The sequence below is a fragment of the Alteromonas sp. 5E99-2 genome (genome assembly GCF_017368475.1).
Classification (GTDB): domain Bacteria; phylum Pseudomonadota; class Gammaproteobacteria; order Enterobacterales; family Alteromonadaceae; genus Alteromonas_F.
This window is the reverse complement of record NZ_JAFNJE010000001.1, coordinates 245499-265431: the sequence shown is the minus strand read 5'-3', so window position 1 is coordinate 265431 and position 19933 is coordinate 245499. Positions and strand designations below refer to the sequence as shown.

General features: G+C 41.5%; 25 protein-coding genes and 1 other RNA gene. 12 read left to right on the top strand and 14 right to left on the bottom strand.

The annotated features are described in order from the left end of the window. The first annotated feature begins 16 nt into the window (after nt 1-16). Nucleotides 17-649 carry a stringent starvation protein SspA gene (gene sspA / locus J3L16_RS01255; protein WP_207611050.1) on the top strand — a complete coding sequence of 211 codons (633 nt, stop codon included), beginning with the start codon at nt 17-19 and terminating at the stop codon, nt 647-649. Continuing rightward, entirely contained in the window at nt 646-1110 is a 465-nt protein-coding gene (locus J3L16_RS01250) for a ClpXP protease specificity-enhancing factor (protein WP_207611049.1), read from the top strand. Before sspA ends, J3L16_RS01250 begins: the two co-directional genes overlap by 4 nt. Before the next feature lie 35 nt (nt 1111-1145). On the opposite strand, the gene mgtE is transcribed toward J3L16_RS01250, so the two are convergent. The 11 genes from mgtE to J3L16_RS01195 all read right to left on the bottom strand — a co-directional run bounded on the left by mgtE (nt 1146) and on the right by J3L16_RS01195 (nt 9476). Then, entirely contained in the window at nt 1146-2507 is a 1362-nt protein-coding gene (gene mgtE, locus J3L16_RS01245; protein ID WP_207611048.1) for a magnesium transporter, read from the bottom strand. Nucleotides 2508-2656: 149 nt separating this feature from the next. Further along, complete coding sequence (locus J3L16_RS01240; protein WP_207611047.1) at nt 2657-2929, bottom strand: HPr family phosphocarrier protein; 273 nt, start codon at nt 2927-2929, stop codon at nt 2657-2659. Beyond that, complete coding sequence (gene rapZ, locus J3L16_RS01235; RefSeq protein ID WP_207611046.1) at nt 2929-3774, bottom strand: RNase adapter RapZ; 846 nt, start codon at nt 3772-3774, stop codon at nt 2929-2931. The genes J3L16_RS01240 and rapZ overlap by 1 nt, the downstream gene beginning before the upstream one ends. Nucleotides 3775-3800: 26 nt before the next feature. After that, nucleotides 3801-4244: a PTS IIA-like nitrogen regulatory protein PtsN gene (gene ptsN / locus J3L16_RS01230; protein WP_207611045.1), complete on the bottom strand. Its 444-nt coding sequence runs from the start codon at nt 4242-4244 to the stop codon at nt 3801-3803. 9 nt (nt 4245-4253) lie between these two features. Then, on the bottom strand, nt 4254-4541 hold the full coding sequence (gene hpf, locus J3L16_RS01225) for a ribosome hibernation promoting factor (RefSeq protein ID WP_207611044.1): 288 nt from the start codon (nt 4539-4541) through the stop codon (nt 4254-4256). A 26-nt stretch (nt 4542-4567) separates the two neighbouring features. Beyond that, nucleotides 4568-6061, bottom strand: a complete 1494-nt coding sequence (locus J3L16_RS01220) for an RNA polymerase factor sigma-54 (protein ID WP_207611043.1) — start codon at nt 6059-6061, stop codon at nt 4568-4570. Between the two features lie 72 nt (nt 6062-6133). Then, the gene (gene lptB / locus J3L16_RS01215; RefSeq protein ID WP_207611042.1) at nt 6134-6859 is read right to left on the bottom strand and encodes an LPS export ABC transporter ATP-binding protein; all 726 of its coding nucleotides are present in this window, start codon (nt 6857-6859) and stop codon (nt 6134-6136) included. 2 nt (nt 6860-6861) lie between these two features. Next, complete coding sequence (gene lptA / locus J3L16_RS01210) at nt 6862-7428, bottom strand: lipopolysaccharide transport periplasmic protein LptA (protein ID WP_207611041.1); 567 nt, start codon at nt 7426-7428, stop codon at nt 6862-6864. Next, nucleotides 7379-7945: an LPS export ABC transporter periplasmic protein LptC gene (gene lptC, locus J3L16_RS01205; protein WP_207611040.1), complete on the bottom strand. Its 567-nt coding sequence runs from the start codon at nt 7943-7945 to the stop codon at nt 7379-7381. Before lptC ends, lptA begins: the two co-directional genes overlap by 50 nt. Next, on the bottom strand, nt 7942-8493 hold the full coding sequence (gene kdsC, locus J3L16_RS01200; RefSeq protein ID WP_207611039.1) for a 3-deoxy-manno-octulosonate-8-phosphatase KdsC: 552 nt from the start codon (nt 8491-8493) through the stop codon (nt 7942-7944). The genes lptC and kdsC overlap by 4 nt, the downstream gene beginning before the upstream one ends. Beyond that, complete coding sequence (locus tag J3L16_RS01195) at nt 8493-9476, bottom strand: KpsF/GutQ family sugar-phosphate isomerase (protein WP_242698583.1); 984 nt, start codon at nt 9474-9476, stop codon at nt 8493-8495. The genes kdsC and J3L16_RS01195 overlap by 1 nt, the downstream gene beginning before the upstream one ends. 272 nt (nt 9477-9748) lie before the next feature. Between J3L16_RS01195 and J3L16_RS01190 the strand changes: the two genes are divergently transcribed. Genes J3L16_RS01190 through murA form a run of 7 tightly spaced genes read left to right on the top strand, consistent with a single transcriptional unit; the run spans nt 9749 to nt 14336 of the window. After that, complete coding sequence (locus tag J3L16_RS01190; RefSeq protein WP_207611037.1) at nt 9749-10552, top strand: ATP-binding cassette domain-containing protein; 804 nt, start codon at nt 9749-9751, stop codon at nt 10550-10552. Beyond that, nucleotides 10546-11325: a lipid asymmetry maintenance ABC transporter permease subunit MlaE gene (mlaE, locus tag J3L16_RS01185; RefSeq protein WP_207611036.1), complete on the top strand. Its 780-nt coding sequence runs from the start codon at nt 10546-10548 to the stop codon at nt 11323-11325. The genes J3L16_RS01190 and mlaE overlap by 7 nt, the downstream gene beginning before the upstream one ends. 10 nt (nt 11326-11335) lie before the next feature. Further along, nucleotides 11336-11803: an outer membrane lipid asymmetry maintenance protein MlaD gene (gene mlaD, locus J3L16_RS01180; protein WP_207611035.1), complete on the top strand. Its 468-nt coding sequence runs from the start codon at nt 11336-11338 to the stop codon at nt 11801-11803. A gap of 21 nt (nt 11804-11824) precedes the next feature. Further along, entirely contained in the window at nt 11825-12475 is a 651-nt protein-coding gene (locus tag J3L16_RS01175) for an ABC transporter substrate-binding protein (protein ID WP_207611219.1), read from the top strand. A gap of 2 nt (nt 12476-12477) precedes the next feature. After that, nucleotides 12478-12783, top strand: coding sequence for an STAS domain-containing protein (locus J3L16_RS01170; protein WP_207611034.1), 306 nt, complete (start codon nt 12478-12480; stop codon nt 12781-12783). A gap of 12 nt (nt 12784-12795) precedes the next feature. Beyond that, on the top strand, nt 12796-13053 hold the full coding sequence (locus tag J3L16_RS01165) for a BolA family protein (protein WP_207611033.1): 258 nt from the start codon (nt 12796-12798) through the stop codon (nt 13051-13053). A gap of 17 nt (nt 13054-13070) precedes the next feature. Further along, nucleotides 13071-14336 carry a UDP-N-acetylglucosamine 1-carboxyvinyltransferase gene (murA, locus tag J3L16_RS01160; protein WP_207611032.1) on the top strand — a complete coding sequence of 422 codons (1266 nt, stop codon included), beginning with the start codon at nt 13071-13073 and terminating at the stop codon, nt 14334-14336. Here the strand turns inward: murA and J3L16_RS01155 are convergent. The 3 genes from J3L16_RS01155 to J3L16_RS01145 all read right to left on the bottom strand — a co-directional run bounded on the left by J3L16_RS01155 (nt 14333) and on the right by J3L16_RS01145 (nt 17458). Beyond that, a complete protein-coding gene (locus J3L16_RS01155) occupies nt 14333-15316 on the bottom strand; it encodes a trypsin-like peptidase domain-containing protein (protein WP_207611218.1) in 984 nt (327 codons plus the stop codon). The two genes, murA and J3L16_RS01155, sit on opposite strands and share 4 nt — an antisense overlap. A gap of 208 nt (nt 15317-15524) precedes the next feature. Continuing rightward, nucleotides 15525-16889, bottom strand: a complete 1365-nt coding sequence (locus tag J3L16_RS01150) for a DegQ family serine endoprotease (protein WP_207611031.1) — start codon at nt 16887-16889, stop codon at nt 15525-15527. 107 nt (nt 16890-16996) lie between these two features. Next, the gene (locus J3L16_RS01145) at nt 16997-17458 is read right to left on the bottom strand and encodes a DUF1043 family protein (RefSeq protein WP_207611030.1); all 462 of its coding nucleotides are present in this window, start codon (nt 17456-17458) and stop codon (nt 16997-16999) included. A gap of 150 nt (nt 17459-17608) precedes the next feature. Between J3L16_RS01145 and zapE the strand changes: the two genes are divergently transcribed. The 3 genes from zapE (at nt 17609) to rnpB (ending at nt 19877) form a co-directional block, all read left to right on the top strand. Next, a complete protein-coding gene (gene zapE / locus J3L16_RS01140; RefSeq protein WP_207611029.1) occupies nt 17609-18703 on the top strand; it encodes a cell division protein ZapE in 1095 nt (364 codons plus the stop codon). 61 nt (nt 18704-18764) lie between these two features. Then, nucleotides 18765-19487 carry a YebC/PmpR family DNA-binding transcriptional regulator gene (locus J3L16_RS01135; protein WP_207611028.1) on the top strand — a complete coding sequence of 241 codons (723 nt, stop codon included), beginning with the start codon at nt 18765-18767 and terminating at the stop codon, nt 19485-19487. Between the two features lie 40 nt (nt 19488-19527). Further along, nucleotides 19528-19877: RNase P RNA component class A (rnpB, locus tag J3L16_RS01130), an RNA gene on the top strand. Nucleotides 19878-19933 lie beyond the last annotated feature (56 nt).

The window sequence follows — 19933 nt, the reverse complement described above, 5'->3', positions numbered from 1 at the left end:
TTTAGGAGATCGATTCATGGCGGTAGCCACTAATAAACGTTCTATAATGACGCTTTTCTCAGATACACTCGATATTTATAGCCATCAGGTTCGCATAGTGCTTGCTGAAAAGGGCGTAGGCGTTGAAATTAGTTATACCGATCCAGGTAGCATGCCTGAAGAATTATTTGAATTGAATCCATATGGTACGGTTCCTACATTGGTAGACAGAGAGCTTGTTCTTTATAAGTCTCATATCATAATGGAATATTTAGACGAGCGTTTTCCTCACCCACCTCTTATGCCTGTTTATCCTGTTTCTCGTGGCCAAAGCCGTTTGATGATGCATCGTATTGAGCAAGATTGGTATTCGTTAGCGGGCCGTATTTTCCGTGGTGAAGGCAATGTTGAAAGTACTCGTAACGATCTACGTGAAGCCTTATTAAGCCTTGCTCCTATCTTTGCGGAAACTCCATTTTTTATGAGTGAAGAGTTTAGCCTTGTTGATTGCTACTTAGCACCTCTGTTATGGCGTTTACCTGCGTTAGGCATATCTTTAACAGGTGCTGGCAGTAAAGAAATTCACGACTATATGACACGTATTTTTGATCGTGCAGCATTTAAAGCATCGTTAACCGATCAAGAAAGAGAGATCCATAACCCGCTATGAGCGATATGACCTCTAATCAACCCTATTTGTTACGTGCATTTTACGATTGGATTGTCGACAATGGGCTGACGCCTTACGTTGTCGTCAATGCCAATGACAAAGGTGTAGATGTACCTCGTGAGTTTGTTCAAAACGGTCAAATTGTTCTGAATATCTCTCCTGGCGCCTGTGTCAATTTGCACATGGATATTGAATCCTTATCGTTTCAAGCGCGGTTTGGAGGCACACCAAGAGTGTTGTCTATGCCATGCCATTCTATTTCTGCAATTTATGCAAAAGAAAATGGTGCTGGAACGGTATTTGTAAATGAGTCAACAGAATCGTTTGAATTTCAAGAGTCTACCTCATCTGAATCTGAGGCAACTGCTTTGGAGTCTGTTGATAGTTCTGATATCGAACGTGCACCTCAAGATAAAGCTAAACGCCCTACGGGACGACCTTCTTTAAAGGTTATTAAATAATTATACTGTTCTAGCACTTGGCGGTTTACATACTGCTAGTGTGCTAGAAATAGTGTTGCAGTTCCTAAGAACGCAAAAATACCTACCACGTCAGTGATCGTTGTTAGTATTACACTACCCGCTAGTGCAGGATCAATTTTCAACTTTTTCATAATTATAGGTAAGGTAGCCCCAGATAAGGCGGCGGCAACCATATTTATCATCATTGCAAACGCAATAATCAGTCCTAGCTCCAAATTATGCTTCCACAAGCCGATAACGGTGGCAATAAGCACAGCCCACAACATGCCATTTAAAAAGCCGATCGCCAGTTCTTTACTGATAAGCCAACGAGAGTTTCCTGGATTAACATGGCCAAGGGCCATTCCTCGGATAACTAAGGTTAATGTTTGGTTACCCGCAACACCACCCATGCTGGGTACTATAGTATTGAGAATGGCGAGAACAGCCAATTGGCTTAAGGTCGCTTCAAACATATCGCTAACAGCTGCTGCCATGAGTGCGGTAAACAGGTTTACACCTAACCATATACTGCGGCGCTTTGTACTTTGCCATACCGGTGCGAAGGTGTCTTCCTCATCGTCGAGACCAGCCATACTCATCATTGAGTGTTCGGCTTCCTCTCGTATAATGTCAACTACGTCATCTATCGTTATTCGACCAACGAGTTTGTTCTTGTCGTCAACTACGGGTGCTGATAGCCAGTCGTAACGTTCAAACAAGCTGGCGACTTCCCTTTCGTTCATATCAACGGGAATGGCTTCGGCGTCGTCTTCCATTATTTCATTGATTGATTGCTCAGGTGCCGCGACAAGCAACTTTATTGCCGACACTAAGCCGACTAAATTATCTGCACGATTTACAACATACAAGGTATCGGTATTATCAGGTAAATCGTCTTTTAACCTTAAATAGCGCAACACAACATCTACAGTAACATCTGCACGGAGTGTAATTGTGTCGGTATTCATTATAAAACCAGCGGTATTTTCGCCATATGCCAGAGCTTGTTCTGCTCGTTGGCGGTCTTGTTCGTCCATTGATTGAAGTATGTCTTGAAGGACGGTGTCAGGAAGCGTGCTTAGGGTTTCGGCTAAGTCATCGGTATCCATCTCTTCTAATGCATCAACCACTTGATCAGGCATCATCTTACTAATGATGCCATTTCTTACTTCTTCCGATAATTCTTCAATGACATCGGAATGGCAGTCGCTGTCCATCAATTCCCACAACTCATCTCTAGCACGAGTAGGGCTTGATTCAAGTAACAAGGCAACGTCACTTGGGGGAAGATAATGAAGGGTTTTACGAACGGAGACAAAGCGGCCTTCGGCCAAGGCTTCGTTAATTTTATTTAATTGAATTTGCGTATGTTTTGTAGCAAGTGCTTCAGCCATGACAAATACCACGCAAGTAATTGAATTTAGTTAAGAACAGAGTAGTTGAAGTTGCCTACTTTGGTCAACCAAAACCCTTATTTAAAGGCTTTAAAAGAAAGTGTTTGAGTAATAATTGAGCGTTGTTAGGTGTTTTTGGTCATTTTGTGTTATTCGCCTTCGTTGAACCTTCCTGTGATAAGATTTTCAATGGCTTCAAGGGCGTCTTTAGCGTCATTGCCCTCACAGACAACTTGAATATCTTGCCCTTGGTGACTTTCTAGCATCATTAGTCCTAAAACACTGGACGCATCAGCCTGTTTTTCGCCATTGCATATAGTGCATTTAGCGTTAAAAGTTTGCGCTACTTTTACCAGCTGAGTTGCAGCTCGCGCGTGAAGCCCTAATTTATTGACTATCTTTATTGTTTTTTCTACCTGCATTAGCGATTTAGCTCTCTATGACGAAGTTGCACATCGGGATGAATATCACCAAAGGTTTTTGCGAGGGATTGAGCTACGAAGACTGAACGGTGTTGTCCTCCGGTACAACCGATGGCAACACTTACGTAACTGCGATTATTACGTTCCAAATGAGGCAACCAAGTGGTTACAAGATTTTGTATTTGCCAGATAAATTTAGTTACAAGAGGCTGCGACCCTAAAAATATTTCTACGGGGGCATCTAATCCAGTTAAATGTTTTAAATCCGGTTCCCAATGAGGGTTAGGTAAAAAGCGTGCATCAAAAACATAGTCGGCGTCTTTGGGGATACCGTGCTTGAATCCGAAAGATTCAAACACCAAGACTAGGCGGCTGCTCTTTTTACCAAGCACCCGTTCGCGAATAAGCTCTGCTAGCTGATGCACTGATAGGGAGTCGGTATCAATATATAAGTCAGCTCTCTCCGTAATAGGTGCAAGTAAATCACGCTCTGTTTTTATAGCGTCGACCAGTGATATGTTTTGTTTGGTCAATGGGTGGAGCCGACGTGTTTCACTGAACCGTTTAACCAAAATATCATCGCTGGCGTCGATATACACTATGGTCATTTGCCAAGATGAAGGCAAGTAGTCAAGAATTTCATGTAATTCGTTAGGCTCTTTTGGGAGGTTTCGAACATCGATGCTCACAGCAACTTGATCGTATTCATCTGCAACGGTATGAGTGAGAGTGGGGAGAAGATTCACGGGTATATTGTCAACGCAATAATAACCCAAATCCTCCAAGGATCTAAGTACAACTGACTTCCCAGAGCCTGAGCGACCACTGATAATAATTAGATTCACCCTTGTACCTCCATTTACCTTATTATTTATGCAAGCGCGGCAATAATATCATCACTTGTGGTGGCGTTACGGATTGCTTTTACTATTTGCTTGTCGTTTAATTTCTTTGCGACCGACGAGAGTGTTTTTAAATGTACGTCAGTTCGCTCTGCAGGTACAAGTAATGTAAAAAATATATCTACAGGTTTATCATCAATTGCATCAAAATTTATTGCTGGAGTGCTAGTTACCACAATGGCAACGACAGATGTTAGTTCACTTAACCTACCATGAGGTAAAGCGATACCATTGCCTATACCTGTGCTTCCCTTCTTTTCTCGGCTCATTAAGCTTTCAAAAACAGTCGTTGCACTGATGTGCTCGTTATTATCGGCCGCAATATTGCTGATGATTTCGAGAATGCGTTTTTTACTATTGCACTGGACCCCACATTGAGTGTGGTCCAGGCTAATTAAAGTTTGAATATCCATTGTTAAATATCAGTGGCGTTTAATTTTTTCCTTGTGCTTGATGACTTGCCTGTCGAGTTTATCAACCATTTTATCAATAGCGGCATACATGTCGCTGTCTTCTGAAGAAGCAAAAACTTCTGCACCACTAAGGTGAACAGTGGCTTCTGCTTTTTGATTGAGTTTTTCGACATTCAAGATCACGTGCACATTGGATATGTGATCGAAGTGTCGCTCCAACTTGGAAAACTTGGTGTCAACATAAGTGCGAAGAGAATCGGTAATATCTACGTGATGACCAGTTAGGTTTATTTGCATAAACGTCTTCCTTTTAGGTTTGTGCCTTACAACAGGCTTTTACGTTGGTTTGACGGCGGGATTGACAAAGATTCCCGGTATTTTGCTATTGTTCGCCGAGCAACTTTAATACCCTGATCGGCAAGCAATTGAGCAATCTTACTGTCACTTAGTGGTTTACTGGGTAATTCAGCGGCCACTAATTTTTTTATTAACGCGCGTATCGCAGTGGATGAACACTCACCACCGGAATCAGTTGAAACATGGCTAGAAAAGAAATATTTAAGCTCGTAAATGCCCCTTGGCGTGTGCATGTATTTTTGTGTAGTGACTCGGGAAATAGTTGACTCGTGCATATCAACCATTTCTGCTACATCATTGAGTACCATGGGTTTCATCATTTCAGGGCCATGCTCAAAAAAGCCAATTTGCTGCTGCACTATGCAACTTGCGACTTTCATTAAGGTATCATTTCTAGATTCTAAACTTTTAATAAACCACTTTGCTTCTTGCATATGAGATCGAATGAATTGTCCATCGCTACTATTTTTAGTGCTTTTTGACATCGCGGCATATTGTTGATTTATACCTAGTTTGGGTAGGCTATCTGGATTTAGTTCCACAACCCAACGTCCACTTTTTTTGATTACCGATACGTCAGGAATAACATATTCGGGTTCTTCTGTAATTAATGCACTGCCAGGACGAGGGTTTAGTGTTTGCAATAATCGCATTGCTTCTCTTAATTCATCTTCCTTTAGCTTAGATTTACGCATCAAGGTGCGGTAATCTTTACTGCTCAATAAATCACTAAATTCATTGATGATAAGCCTTGCTTCGTCTAGCCAAGGGGTATCGGGTGCAAATTGCCTAAGTTGAACCATCAAACACTCTTGCGGAGATATAGAGCCTGAGCCTATTGGATCAAACATTTGGATGCGTTTTCTAACGCATTCGATTTCATCCATTTCGATAGGATCGTCTGTATCGAGTTCGTTATTTACTGAAGCGTATATGTCATCAAGAGATACAGTTAAATAACCTGAAGGGGCTATGCTATCAATAATTGCTATGGCTATCGCTGTATCGGTATCAGAAAAAGGTGTTAGGCTCATTTGCCAGAGTAAATGGTCCTGAATATTGTCAGTAGTTTCACCTTGGTAAATCGAATCATCTTCTGCTGAAGAAGACGATGGTGCAGGTGCCGATGAAGCTGAGTAATATTCATCCCAAGTACTGTCTATAGGAAGCTCATCGGGTAATGCATCTTTTTCTAACGCATCGCCACTTTCAATGGAATCTGATGTGGTAGGAGTAGATTCCAATTCTTCTGGTTTTTGGGGTTCCTTGATGTTGTCCAAACTTTCTTCTGCATTAGGTTGATCGTTTTCATCCCGCTCTAAAAGAGGGTTTGCGTCTAATGCTTCTTGAATTTCTTGTTGTAAGTCAAGCGTAGACAGCTGCAAAAGCTTAATAGCTTGTTGTAGCTGCGGCGTCATAGTGAGCTGCTGACTAAATTTTAACTGTAACGACGGTTTCATTTAAGTTATTGGTCTTTTGTGTATCGCTTTGTTAAGTGTTTCAATGCGAAAAGCAGTTACGTCATACCTTAACTATAGCTTGAATTGCTCACCTAGGTATACATCTCTTACTTTTTGATTCGCTAAAACGGTTTCCGCATCTCCTTGCGCGATTAATTCCCCATGACTAACTATATAGGCCATCTCGCATACATCAAGCGTCTCCCTGACATTATGGTCGGTAATTAGTATTCCCAGACCTCTGTCTTTTAAGTGTGTGATTATTTTTTTTATATCATTTACTGATATTGGATCTACGCCCGCAAAGGGTTCGTCTAATAATATAAATTTGGGGTTTGCGGCTAAGGCTCTGGCAATTTCAACTCTTCGCCGCTCACCACCAGATAGTGCCATTCCCAAACTTTTGCGTATGTGATTGATATTAAACTCGTCGAGTAAAGCGTCGGCCTCTTGTTCTCGCTGCATAGAAGTGAGCTCTTTGCGTGTTTGTAATATTGCCATAATATTATCGTACACACTTAGCTTTCTGAAAATAGAGGCTTCTTGCGGCAAATAACCAATACCTTGACGAGCTCTTTCATGCATAGGCTGAGTGGTTAAATCTGTTTGGCCAACGCAGATGCTTCCCTTGTCTGAGGGAACTAAACCGACAATCATATAAAACGTCGTCGTTTTGCCTGCGCCATTAGGGCCAAGCAGACCAACAATTTGCCCGCATGAAACTTCCAGACTTACATCTCGTACAACTTGCCTTGACTTATAAGACTTTGCTAGGTTGCTGGCTACCAAAGTACTCATAATTAAGGGGTACCCTTGTTGTCTTGACCTGAATTTTCGCCATCAGTAATATCTTTTATTGCTTCAGGGCGAAAGACAGTAGTAACACGTGTGTCATTGCCGTCATTGCTTTCTGCGAGTAGTTGCTCGTTGACCATATCATATACAATAGAGCTCCCACTTACAGAGCTGGCTTCTCGTTGTAGCTCAGCGGCACCGGAAAGAGAGATCATTTTTTTACTGACGTTGTAGCGAATTTCTTCTGCTGTTGCGATCACCCGTTGTTTATCATCAAGCTCTTGAGAGTATTTTGCAGGTGTGCCTCGGGCGATAAAGATCTCTTTACCTTCACCCAAGCTGGCATCTACCTCTACTTCATCTGCATCAATGACTAAGCTACCTTGAGTAATATTCACGTTACCTGAAAATATTGATGATTTATTTTTGCCATCAACAAATTGCGATTTTGAGTCGACCGTAATAGGCTGCGTAAAATCGTCTTCACCAGCTAAGCTTTGCGTAGTAGCGGCACTAACAACACTAATTGTCGCTGCGAGAATAAACTGTTTGTACGTGATTTTGTAATTCATAATACTTCTGTTCTAAGTCAGCGCTGAAACCATTGCCGATGATTGTATAGTGATCACCTAAAAGGGTGACAGCTTGATCTGAGTTTACGGTTTTTTCATTTAACTTCACTTCGATGAACTCAGTCTGAACCGATTTAATAAACTCATCAGGTTGCAAACTTAAAATACGAACGTCACTCTCTAATTGTAATAGATCACTGTTATAAAGCGTACCTTCTGACGCCGTTAATTTCCAACTCGCAGTTCCGCCATCGGGGTAAAGTGTATATTCAGGTTGCTCAAAAACAACAAACCCTAGTAAATCAAAATGTTGCATGCCTTGAGCAAAAACTTGGTGGCTCAGATTGCCATTTTCATCGTACAATTTAGTCGTTAAATTTTTTGCTTGATAGGTTGCAACTAACGCATCAATGTTAGGCGAAGCTTGCTGTTCTTCTTCTTCCTCTAACCAAACTGGAAGATAAAGTAACAGTGCTGCTAAAAACAATGTGCCAATACTCAGGCCTAAGCGATTCATATACTAGACGCCTGTATACCTGATAGCGTGTTATTTATTTGCATTATGGTATCACAAACTTCTCTAACTGCACCTTTTCCGCCATTAAGTGTAGTTACCCAGTTGGCCTGTTTTTTTACTAATGGGTGGGCGTCAGATACGGCTATTTTCACCGCTGAAACTTCAAACATGCCAGTGTCAGGAATATCGTCACCTAAAGAAGCTACTTCATCTTTCTGCAAGCCTAGTTGAGTGATTAACTTTTCTAATGCGGCTTTTTTTTGTTCTTCACCTTGAATAAGGTGAGCTACATTTAAGCTATTCATGCGCTGTTCTACGATATCAGAGCGTCTTCCTGTTATAACCGCAACATCTATACCTGTGTCTACCAATGCTTTTATGCCATAACCGTCTTTGGTATTAAAGGCTTTTAGTTCTTCGCCATTATTCCCTAAATAAATGTTACCGTCAGAGAAGACACCATCCACATCGCATACAAGAAGTTTTATTTTCTTTAATTTGGTTACTAATTGCTCATCGATAGAGGCATACAAAGTATGATATGCCATTAGACTACTCCCGCTTTTAATAACATGTGCATATTAAATGCGCCTATAACGTGTTTTGCATCGTTGAGTACCATAAGTGATGATATCTTTTTATGCTCCATTAGGTTTAACGCATCTACTGCCATATCACTGGATTCTACACTGACAAAATTTCGAGTCATAACGGTATTAATGTGAGTTTGGTGCATATCTATTTTCTGATCGATAATTCTACGTAAATCACCGTCGGTGAAAATACCAATCAAAACTCCATTGTTGTCGATAACACCAGTACAACCCAACCCTTTTTTCGATATTTCAATGAGCGCATCAGAAACTAAGGTGGTTTGCTGCACGATAGGAACTTCGTTTCCTTCGAGCATAATATCACTCACCTGTAACAATAGCTTTCTACCTAAGCTACCGCCAGGGTGAGACAATGCAAAATCGGTGGAGGTAAAGCCTCGAGCATCCAGTAAAGATACAGCTAGTGCATCCCCTAAGACTAAAGTAACGGTTGTACTCGTGGTTGGCGCTAAGCCTAAAGAGCAAGCTTCTTTATTTACACCTATATCTAAAACAATATCGCCATGCTGTGCAAGTGTTGAAGAAACGGCGTTGGTGATTGTAATAATAGGAACGCCAAGGCGTTTAACTACTGGTAGTAAATTGATTACTTCAGCGGTTTCTCCACTATTTGATATGGCGATTAATACATCATCGCTCCCAAGCATGCCTAAATCACCGTGATTCGCTTCAGCTGGGTGCATAAAAAAGCTTGGGGTACCTGTGCTGGCAAACGTAGCGGCTATTTTATTACCAATATGCCCAGACTTGCCCATACCTGTAACAACGACTTTCCCTTTACAATTAAGCAAAGTGTGACATGCTGAAATAAAGGCGCTGTTGATGCAATTTCGCAAATTAGCTAGTGCGTCACTTTCGATATCGATAACGCGTTTCGCTGAATCCAGTAACGCACTTTCTGATGATTTTGAAGTCATATCATTCATACTAAATAGAAGTCGTGTAATTATGCGTGAATCCTCGCAAATTTAACATGAAATTTTAGCTGTTTGATTATTTAACGATCAATAATTTAGTGTTGACAAAATATTTACACAAACTGATACAAACATTTGCGTTTATCCGGTCTATTTATATGTAATCATAGTTAAAATAGTGGTTGAAAATGTGAGTTTGTATCACCACTTTAACGTCTTCATGGATTTGGACAACGAAAGGCGAAAGATAAATTGAGTTATGGGGTTGAAACGTGGATACGTTAGTTAACATTAATAATATGCATTTTCGTCGAGGTTCTAAAACCATCTATGAAGACATTACGCTGCGCGTTCCTAAAGGTAAAATTACTGCGGTTATGGGTCCTAGTGGTATAGGGAAAACAACCTTATTACGACTTATTGGTGGGCAACTAATGCCGTCTCAAGGCGACATTCTGTTCGCGGGAGAATCTATCCCAAAAATGTCTCGCAAAGCGCTTTATAAAACACGTCGTAGAATGAGTATGTTGTTTCAGAGCGGTGCTTTATTTACCGATATGAGTGTGTTTGACAACGTTGCTTTTCCGTTACGTGAACACTCTCAATTAAATGAGTCACTAATAGAAACAGTGGTAAAGCTTAAACTTGAAGCGGTTGGCTTACGAGGCGCAGCGCATTTGATGCCGAGTGAATTAAGTGGCGGTATGGCTAGGCGAGCAGCTCTTGCTAGAGCGATTGCGTTAGATCCTGATTTAATTATGTACGATGAACCTTTTGCCGGGCAAGATCCTATTTCAATGGGGGTATTAGTTAAGCTTATTAAGTCATTGAATCAAGCGTTAGAGCTAACCAGTATTGTTGTCACCCACGATGTATCAGAAGTACTAACAATTGCGGATCATGTTTATATTTTGGCAAATCAAAAAATAATTGGTGAAGGTACGCCGCAAGAAATTCAACAATCGGATTCAGAATTGGTTCAACAGTTTTTAAATGGCAAAGCCGACGGGCCGGTTCCTTTTCATTACCCATCTGTTTCTATCAATGACGATTTTTGCGGTGGTGGCTCATGTTAAGGTTCGTTCAAAGTGTAGGTGCGTCAGTTATTGAAACTATCGCAACTATTGGTCGTGCTGGCTTAATGCTGGCTGGAGCATTATTTGCGTTGCCGACCTTACAAAATATGCGACTTACCATTAAGCAAATTTATGTAGTGGGTGTTCAGTCGCTACTTATAATTATTGTTTCTGGGCTCTTTATTGGAATGGTCATGGCACTTCAAGGCTATACCATACTTGTCGGATATGGCGCAGAGGGAAGTTTAGGCCCCTTGGTGGCATTATCATTATTAAGAGAACTTGGTCCGGTAGTTACCGCTTTATTATTTGCAGGTAGAGCAGGCTCAGCATTGACCGCAGAAATTGGCTTGATGAAAGCAACAGAACAACTGAGTAGTTTAGAAATGATGGCCGTTGACCCTTTACGTCGAGTGGTTGCTCCACGTTTTTGGGCCGGGGTGATGTCTATGCCTATGTTGGCAATTATTTTCAGTGCGATTGGCATTCTTGGTGGATATTTAGTTGGAGTAGACTGGCTAGGCGTTGACTCTGGTAGTTACTGGTCAGTTATGCAAGCGTCAGTTGAATGGAATGTTGACGTAATGAACGGCGTTATTAAGAGTATTGTTTTTGCACTCGTTGTGACTTGGATAGCGATATTTAAAGGATTTGACGCAGTACCTACGTCGGAAGGTATCAGTGCTGCGACGACACAAACCGTTGTATATGCTTCGTTAGCAGTACTTGGACTCGATTTTATACTTACAGCACTTATGTTTGGAATACAATAGGACTCATATTATGAATAAAGCAAAGGCGGAACTGTTAGTTGGTTTCTTTGTCCTACTTACGGTGGCGGCACTGATGTTACTTGCATTAAGAGTAGCAAATCAAAACCTGTCTACTGAAGGTGAAACGTATACTCTATATGCGAAATTCGACAACATAGGTAGTTTAAGGGCGCGCTCAGCGGTAAAAGTTGGTGGTGTGACCGTAGGTCGTGTGTTGTCAATTTCATTGGACGAAGAAGATTTTTCACCCGTGGTAAAATTAAGTATTTCTTCTGAACATAGTGGTTTTCCTGAAACGAGTTCTGTATCTGTGTTAACTGCAGGGCTACTCGGAGAACAATACCTAGGATTACAGCCCGGATTTTCAATCGACGGTATTGATAATCTAGGTGACGGCGATTATATACAAGATACTAAATCAGCTTTAGTACTTGAAGACCTTATTGGTCAATTCTTGTTTAACGACAAGGGCGAATAAAAAATGGAGATAAATAACTTGGTGAATCGATTTTTGGCCGCTGTATTTACAGTAACATTAAGCTTGAGCGCGCTAGCTCAAGAGAAAAATGAAAACCCGTATGAAACTGTACAACATGTTGCGGAAAAGACATTTGCGCGTATTAAAAATGAAAAACCAGAAATCGACGCTGATCCAGAAGTGTTACGAACTATTATGGAACAGGAACTTTTACCTCATATCGATTATCAATTTGCTGCGTTTAAAGTATTAGGTAAACACTTTCGTTCCGTTCCCAAAGAGAAATTATCAGAATACGTTCAAGTATTTAGAAAGTACCTAATCACTACTTATGCGGGAGCAATGTCGTATTACGATGATCAAGAAGTGGTTTTTGAACCTGCATCTGATATCGAAGACAAAAAGGCAGTAACGGTTCGAGCTGTCATTAAAGACAATGCAAGACCAGATATAAAAATTGCGTTTAAAGTCAGAAAGAACAGTAAAACTAACCAATGGAAAGCCTATGATATGGTGGCTGAAGGGATTAGTTTAATCGATAGCAAACGCAGTGAATTTGAGTCAATCCTTCGCAAAGGCGGAATAGATGAAGTCATTGGTATTATGAATGAGCGTATTGAAAAACCACTTGAGCTAGATAACGGTGAAGATGAAAGTGCCTCAGGCGAATAATTATGACTCCAGAATTTGATACTGTATTATCACGTTTTTCTGTTGCTGGTGATTTGACATTAGAAACGCTAAAGTCTGATGGGTGGTTATTGGTTGATAAAACAACTAGGTCGTCACTTGTCGAGACCAAGGTTCAATTCGATTTGGCTAGTATTGATCATATAGATAGCGCTGGACTGGCTTGGCTGTTAAACTTTAAGAAAGATGCCAGTCTAGATTCTGTAGTTGTCAGCTATACTTCGGCGCCTGAAAAATTGACGCAACTGGCTGCGTTATCTGGTGTCGATCATTTGCTGATATCCAAGTGATAAATAATTATTATGACCAACGAAGATATAAAAGCGCTTGTGACACAATCGCTTTCCCTCGAAGAAGTTCACGTTAAAAGCGACGGTTCACACTATTTGATTATTGCGGTAAGCGATATTTTTGCCGAAATGAGTCGAGTTAAGCGACAACAGGCTATTTACAGCTGTTTGTCTGACAAAGTAGCTGACGGAACACTCCACGCGATAACGATAAAAACATTTACTGTTAGTGACTGGCAAAAAGAGCGCCAGTTTCACGAACCTCTTTAAAGGCGAGGCCCTGTTAAATGGATAAATTAGTAATTAAGGGATGTGGTCCGCTAAAAGGCTCAGTGAAGATCTCGGGCGCGAAAAATGCGGCTTTACCTCTACTGATGACAAGCTTGTTAACGGATCAAGCTTGTACTTTCACTAACGTACCGGCATTAAGAGACATAAATACTACCTGTTCGTTACTTGAGCACTTAGGTGTTGCTGTATCTTTACCTGAAAAAAACACTGTGGTTATTTCAGCTGATACGTTGAACAGTGTGACTGCTCCTTACGACCTTGTGCGCACTATGCGGGCCTCTATTTTAGTGCTTGGGCCTTTGTTAGCAAAACAAGGGCAAGCAAATGTATCTTTGCCTGGCGGATGTGCAATCGGCGCTCGTCCAGTGAACCTTCATCTTGAAGGCTTAAAACAAATGGGTGCAGAAATTGAAGTTGATGAAGGCTATATTCGAGCCTCTGTTAGCGGTCGTTTGAAAGGTGCGCGTATCTTCATGGATATTGTTAGTGTGGGTGCGACAGAGAACCTCATGATGGCGGCGGCGCTGGCAGAAGGTACAACTATTCTAGAAAATGCAGCGAGAGAGCCTGAAATTGTCGATTTGGCTTTGTGTTTAAATAACATGGGGGCAAAAGTAACGGGTGCAGGAACTGACAACATTCATATAGAAGGTGTTGAGACCTTGTCAGGTGCACTGCATAGTGTTTTGCCTGATAGAATTGAAACAGGTACATTCTTAGTGGCTGCTGCGGTTACTGGTGGAAGTATACGTTGCGAAAATGCAGCTCCTGAAACTTTAGATGCTGTGTTGTCTAAGTTACAGCAAGCAGGTGCCGCTATCGAGTTCGGCGATGACTGGATTTCTCTTGATATGAAGGGCAAAAAAGCCAAAGCTGTTACATTAAAAACTGCACCACATCCGGGCTTTCCCACTGATATGCAAGCTCAATTTGTCGCTTTAAATTGCCTTGCAGAAGGTACGGGAGTGATTACAGAAACTATTTTCGAAAATCGCTTTATGCATGTACCTGAGTTACAGCGTATGGGGGCGAGTATTGCGTTAGAAGGCAATAGTGCCGTGTCTCCAGGGAGCTCTGAACTAAATGGTGCACCAGTGATGGCAACGGATTTACGTGCGTCAGCAAGCTTGGTTATTGCGGGCTTGGTCGCAAGTGGTGAAACCCATGTTAATCGCATTTATCATTTAGACAGAGGTTACGAGTCTATCGAAGATAAACTCAATAAATTGGGTGCCTGTATTTCTAGAGTGAAAGGTGACTAAACTTCAGCTTCAGTGACTTGGGCAATGATATTGATCAAGTCATTTTCTCTACTGATTTCAAGTTCTAATTGAGTGCCTGGTGGTGTTTCAGCAATCATGTTTAATGCTTCAGAGGCACTTTCAAGTCGAACACCATCAATCGCTAATACAATATCGTCAGGACGTAAACCCGCCATGTAAGCTGGACCATTTTGAGCAACAGCGGTGACGACTATACCCGGCCTGTTGGGAAAAGCTTCACCAGAGAAGCCAAGTTGTCCTCGAATTACGCGACCATTGGTAATGATTTTTTCCATAACATTAGCAGCTACTTCGTAAGGTACAGCGAAGTTAATGCCATCTACATTTTGCAATCGGCCATTGCGATCACTAATTTGGTAATTGGCGTTAGTTATGCCGACTAGGATCCCATTGCTGTCAACAAGTGCGCCACCAGAGTTACCGTTGTTGAGTACGGCGTCAGTCTGAATAAAGTCAACAAAGTTCCATAAACCAATACGACCTGGGCTACTTACAATACCATGAGTAACAGTTTGTCCTAAGTTGAAAGGATTTCCTATGGCCATAACGGTATCGCCAATGCGTAAATCGGTGGATTCAACTTGAGGAATAGTAGGTAAGTCGTTGCTGTTAATTTTTAATACAGCTAAGTCTGTTGCCCGGTCAAAACCAATCATTTGAGCTTCAAATACTCTGCTATCTTGTAGTACTACTGAAATGTTATCTGCATTGGCGACTACATGGTAACAGGTAAGTAAATAGCCGCTGTCCGTCATGATTACGCCAGAGCCTAAATCAGTTCGCTCTCTCGTTTGTTGTCCGAACAAACCTTGGGAATTAATAATACTACGAGTGTATATGTTTACCACTGCAGGGGCTGAGCGACTAAGTGCTTCATAATAACTGATACGGCCATCTCGCGGAGTAGATGAAGAAAACCAACCATTTTTTAAACTGGTTCCTGTGCGCAAATTAGGCATTACAACCAAAATTATGGCGGCAACAAGTAGCCCTAATAGTACTGAGCGAATAACAAAAGAAAATGTGGAAGATAGTCTGGATTTCACAAGGTAAATTTTTTAATGATGATAACTCAAGGATAGCATCTGAATGAGTTTATCTCTATATATCCATAAAAAAACGCCAACGAAATGTTGGCGTTTTTATTGGTAAATCAATAGTCAAAGTTTAACGAATGACTAAATAAAGACTCTTGTTGCCTCTGTTAACATTCATTGCAATTACGCCGTTGGCTTCATCAACAATGGATCTAAACTCAGCAATGGATTTAACTCTTTGGCGATTTACAGCAACAATCACATCATCGGCTTTAAGGCCAAATCGAGCTGCAGGGGTGTTGTTTTCAACTTCAGTTACCTGTACGCCTTCATTGCCTCTCACGTCCTGTCCAGGGGCTAATGTTGCGCCTTGCAATACGGGTAAAATGTCAGCAGCAGTAACTTCAGTATCCGATGCATCATCTAGTATTACAGTGAGTTTTTCTTTTTTGCCGTGGCGTAAAACTGTCAGCTCTACTTCTGCGCCGGCTCCCATGCTACTGACTTTTGCACGAAGTTCTTGGAAGCTTTCAAGTGCTCGACCATTAACTGCTATGATAATGTCTCCAGCCTCAATACCACCTTTATCTGCTGCAGAATCAGGTTGTACTTCGTTAACAAAGGCACCTTTATTAACTTCGGAATTCATTGCTTCAGCTAGTCCTGCATCAACATCGTTACCCGCGATACCAAGTAGGCCTCTGCGTACTTCACCAAACTCTATAATTTGATCAATTAAACGTTTCATCATATTACTTGGAATAGCGAACCCAATGCCTACGTTACCACCATTGGGACCAAATATTGCGGTGTTAATACCTACAAGTTCGCCATGTAGGTTAACTAAGGCACCACCCGAATTTCCACGGTTAATAGCAGCGTCAGTTTGAATAAAGTTTTCAAATGCGCCTATGTTTAAGCCCGAGCGACCCAGCGCACTAACAATACCTGAGGTAACGGTTTGATTAAGCCCAAAAGGATTTCCGATAGCAACAACAAAATCACCGACTAACAGCTCATCAGAGTTTGCTAAAGGTATCGCCACTAAGTCTTCAGGGTCTATCTTAAGCAACGCAATGTCACTTTGCTCATCGACACCTAACTTCTTCGCTACAAGCTCTCTGCCATCAGTCAATTTTACTGTGATTTGATCTGCGTTGTTTACAACATGGCTATTAGTGACTACATAGCCTTCTTTAGCGTCAATGATGACACCAGAACCTAGCCCTTTAAATGGGCGCTCTTGAACTTGCTCTTGTGGTGCTCCAAAGAAGTAACGAAACATCTCTGGGACACGTTGATTGGATGTTTGTGTACCTTCTACAGATATACTCACCACCGCTGGCGTTGCTTCTTGAAGCATAGGTGCTAAGGAGGGAACTTCTCCTTTTGCTGTATTGAAAAACGGTAATGCTGAGTGGCTCGGTAGTGAAATAGCCATAGTACTCAGCACTAGGCTACTGGCGATTAAGGTTCTACGAACTAATAAACTCATTGACGGAATGTCTCCTGATTTTCACATTTACATTAGCGCGTGTTGATCTTTGCTGAAAAACTATACAGTAGAGCTTAGCACGCACTATTACTCTAAATTTTAAGACGCTAAGTTTTAGAATTGGTTCCTTCTTCTTTGTTATTTCCCTCACCAGTTTGTCCGGTAAATAGCCCAGATCCGGCTGCAGCGAAATCTCGAGGTTGGGTATCATGCTGACTAGAATTTTTACTTGTGTCACTGGTATCCAACTGATTGCGTAGATAAGTGCTAGCGTGTTCGCCGAAAAAAGGCACAGTGTCGTCTTCATTCGAATTTGAGGTTGGTGATAATAAATCTTGATATGCTTCTAATTGCTGATTTAGCGCTGAGCATTGTTTTTCAATATTTTGCACGAGTTGCTGTGATTGAAAAACATGACGCTCCGTTTGCTCACTTAATACCGCTTTTAAATCTTGTTGTGCCTGAGAAATTGATTCCTGAGATGGTCCTTGTCCATAAAAATGCCGACCAATAAAAAAGCCAATAACACCACCAACAATAACTAAGCCTAACGAAATTACGATTTCCATCTGTTTACTCCAAGATACCCATGTAGGCGCGATTCTAACGCGAATACATGTTAAATTAAGGCCACAAATCAAAAATTCAAGCGGTCGATGTAGCCAATTACGTTATGACCTGCTATTTAGTTTAGCATTAAGTTTGGGAGAATAGGCGTAATGACGCCATTAGAAAAGTACCGAATAGACCTAAAACGAGACGACTTTAGTTACGACGAAGCGCAAGAAAACGCAGTTAAAGAGCTACAGCGACTCTACGATGACCTAGTTTCAACGCCAACCTCTATGGGATGGAAGGCAAAGTTAACAGGCTTGTGGAGTAAACCTCAGGATGTGAATGTTAAAGGCATTTATTTTTGGGGTGGTGTAGGGCGGGGTAAAACGTATTTAGTTGATACGTTTTATGATTGTCTACCATTTGAAAACAAAATGCGTACACATTTTCACCGCTTTATGCAACGTATCCATGAAGAACTAAAACACGCAGCAGGCCAACAAGATCCATTACAAAGAATTGCTAAAACCTTAGCGGCTGAAACGAAAATAATTTGTTTTGATGAATTTTTTGTTTCCGATATTACCGATGCAATGATTTTGGGCACCTTACTTGAGGCGTTGTTTGAGCACAATATTGTGCTAGTTGCTACATCAAATATTGTTCCTGATCAGTTGTACAAAAATGGTTTACAACGGGCGCGGTTTTTACCCGCAATAGCGTTATTGAATGAACGAACTCATATCGTCAATGTAGACAGTGGCGTAGATTACAGGCTAAGAACATTAGAACAGGCTGAGATTTACCATTTTCCTCTTGATATCCAAGCCACAGAAAATCTTCACAATTATTTTGAGCAATTGTCTTGCGAACCGGGCGCATCAAATAGCCCAATAGAGGTAAATAGCCGCTCTATTAATACACTTCGCAATTCCGATGGTGTGCTAATGATTGAATTCTCAGATTTGTGTGATGGCCCCAGAGGCCAATCAGATTACATTGAATTGAGTCGACTTTTCCATACTGTGTTGATTGCAAACGTAGTTGTTATGGGTGAAAAAAACGACGATGTGGCAAGGCGCTTTATCGCAATGATTGATGAGTTCTATGAAAGGCATGTTAAGGTTATCATATCGGCAGAGGTCAATATGCATGATTTATATAGCGACGGCTTACTTTCCTTTGAATTCAAACGCTGTTTAAGTCGTTTACAAGAGATGCAGTCTACTGATTATTTGAAAAAAGAGCATTTGCCCTAAAAGTCATGTGTTAGGTAAACTTACACGTAATAAATATTAATAGAAAATAAGAGAGTCCCCAATGGGTCGAGCCTTCGAAGTAAGAAAAGCATCAATGGCAAAAACAGCCGGTGCAAAAACCAAAGTTTATTCCAAGTACGGTAAAGAAATTTATGTGTGCGCTAAAAATGGCGGACCTGACCCCGATACCAATTTGGCGTTAAAGCGGTTAATGGAAAAAGCCAAAAAAGACCAAGTACCCGGTCATGTTATTGATAAAGCCATTGATAAAGCTGCTGGCGGCGCAGGTGAAGATTTCGTTCCAGCTCGTTACGAGGGGTTTGGTCCAGGTAATTGCATGGTCATTGTTGATTGTTTAACCGACAATAACAATCGCACCATTACTGATGTACGTAATTGCTTTACCAAAACAAATGCAAAAATTGGCGCACAGGGCGCGGTTGCGCACATGTTTGATCATCAAGCGATTTTCCAATTTTCTGGTGACGACGAAGATGCAATCTTAGAAGTGCTGATGGAAGCTGATGTAGATGTCACTGACGTTGAGCAAGAAGACGGGAAAATCACTGTTTTCGCACCACACACTGAGTTTTTTGCAGTAAAAACTGCATTGGCTCAGGCTTATCCTGATCTTGTGCTTGATGCTGACGAAATTAGCTTTGTTCCTCAAGTACACGTTGATATTAGCGAAGACGATTTACCCATGTTCGAGAAGTTTATGGACATGTTAAACGACTGCGATGATGTACAAGATGTATATCACAATGCGGTATTACCTAAGTAGTACTTCCTAAAGTACCTTATGTAGCTGTATAATCCTGCCTTGAGTCAGCCAGGCAATCGCTGCCACATTTATGTGGGGGAGGAAAGTCCGGGCTCCATCGGGCAGGGTGCCAGATAACTTCTGGGCGGCGCGAGCCGACGACAAGTGCAGCAGAGAGTATACCGCCTAAGTACGCAAGTACCGGTAAGGGTGAAAGGGTGCGGTAAGAGCGCACCGCACAGCTGGTAACAGTTTGTGGCAAGGTAAACTCCACCCGGAGCAAGACCAAATAGGCTTCCATAACGTATGGCCCATATGGGAAGCGGGTAGGTTGCTTGAGTCAATTAGCAATGATTGACCTAGAGGAATGATTGTCCAAGACAGAACCCGGCTTACCGGCTGACTCAACTTTTTCATCTTTAATAAATAGCGGTTCAGCTATAAATTAACTAGTCGTTATCCTAATT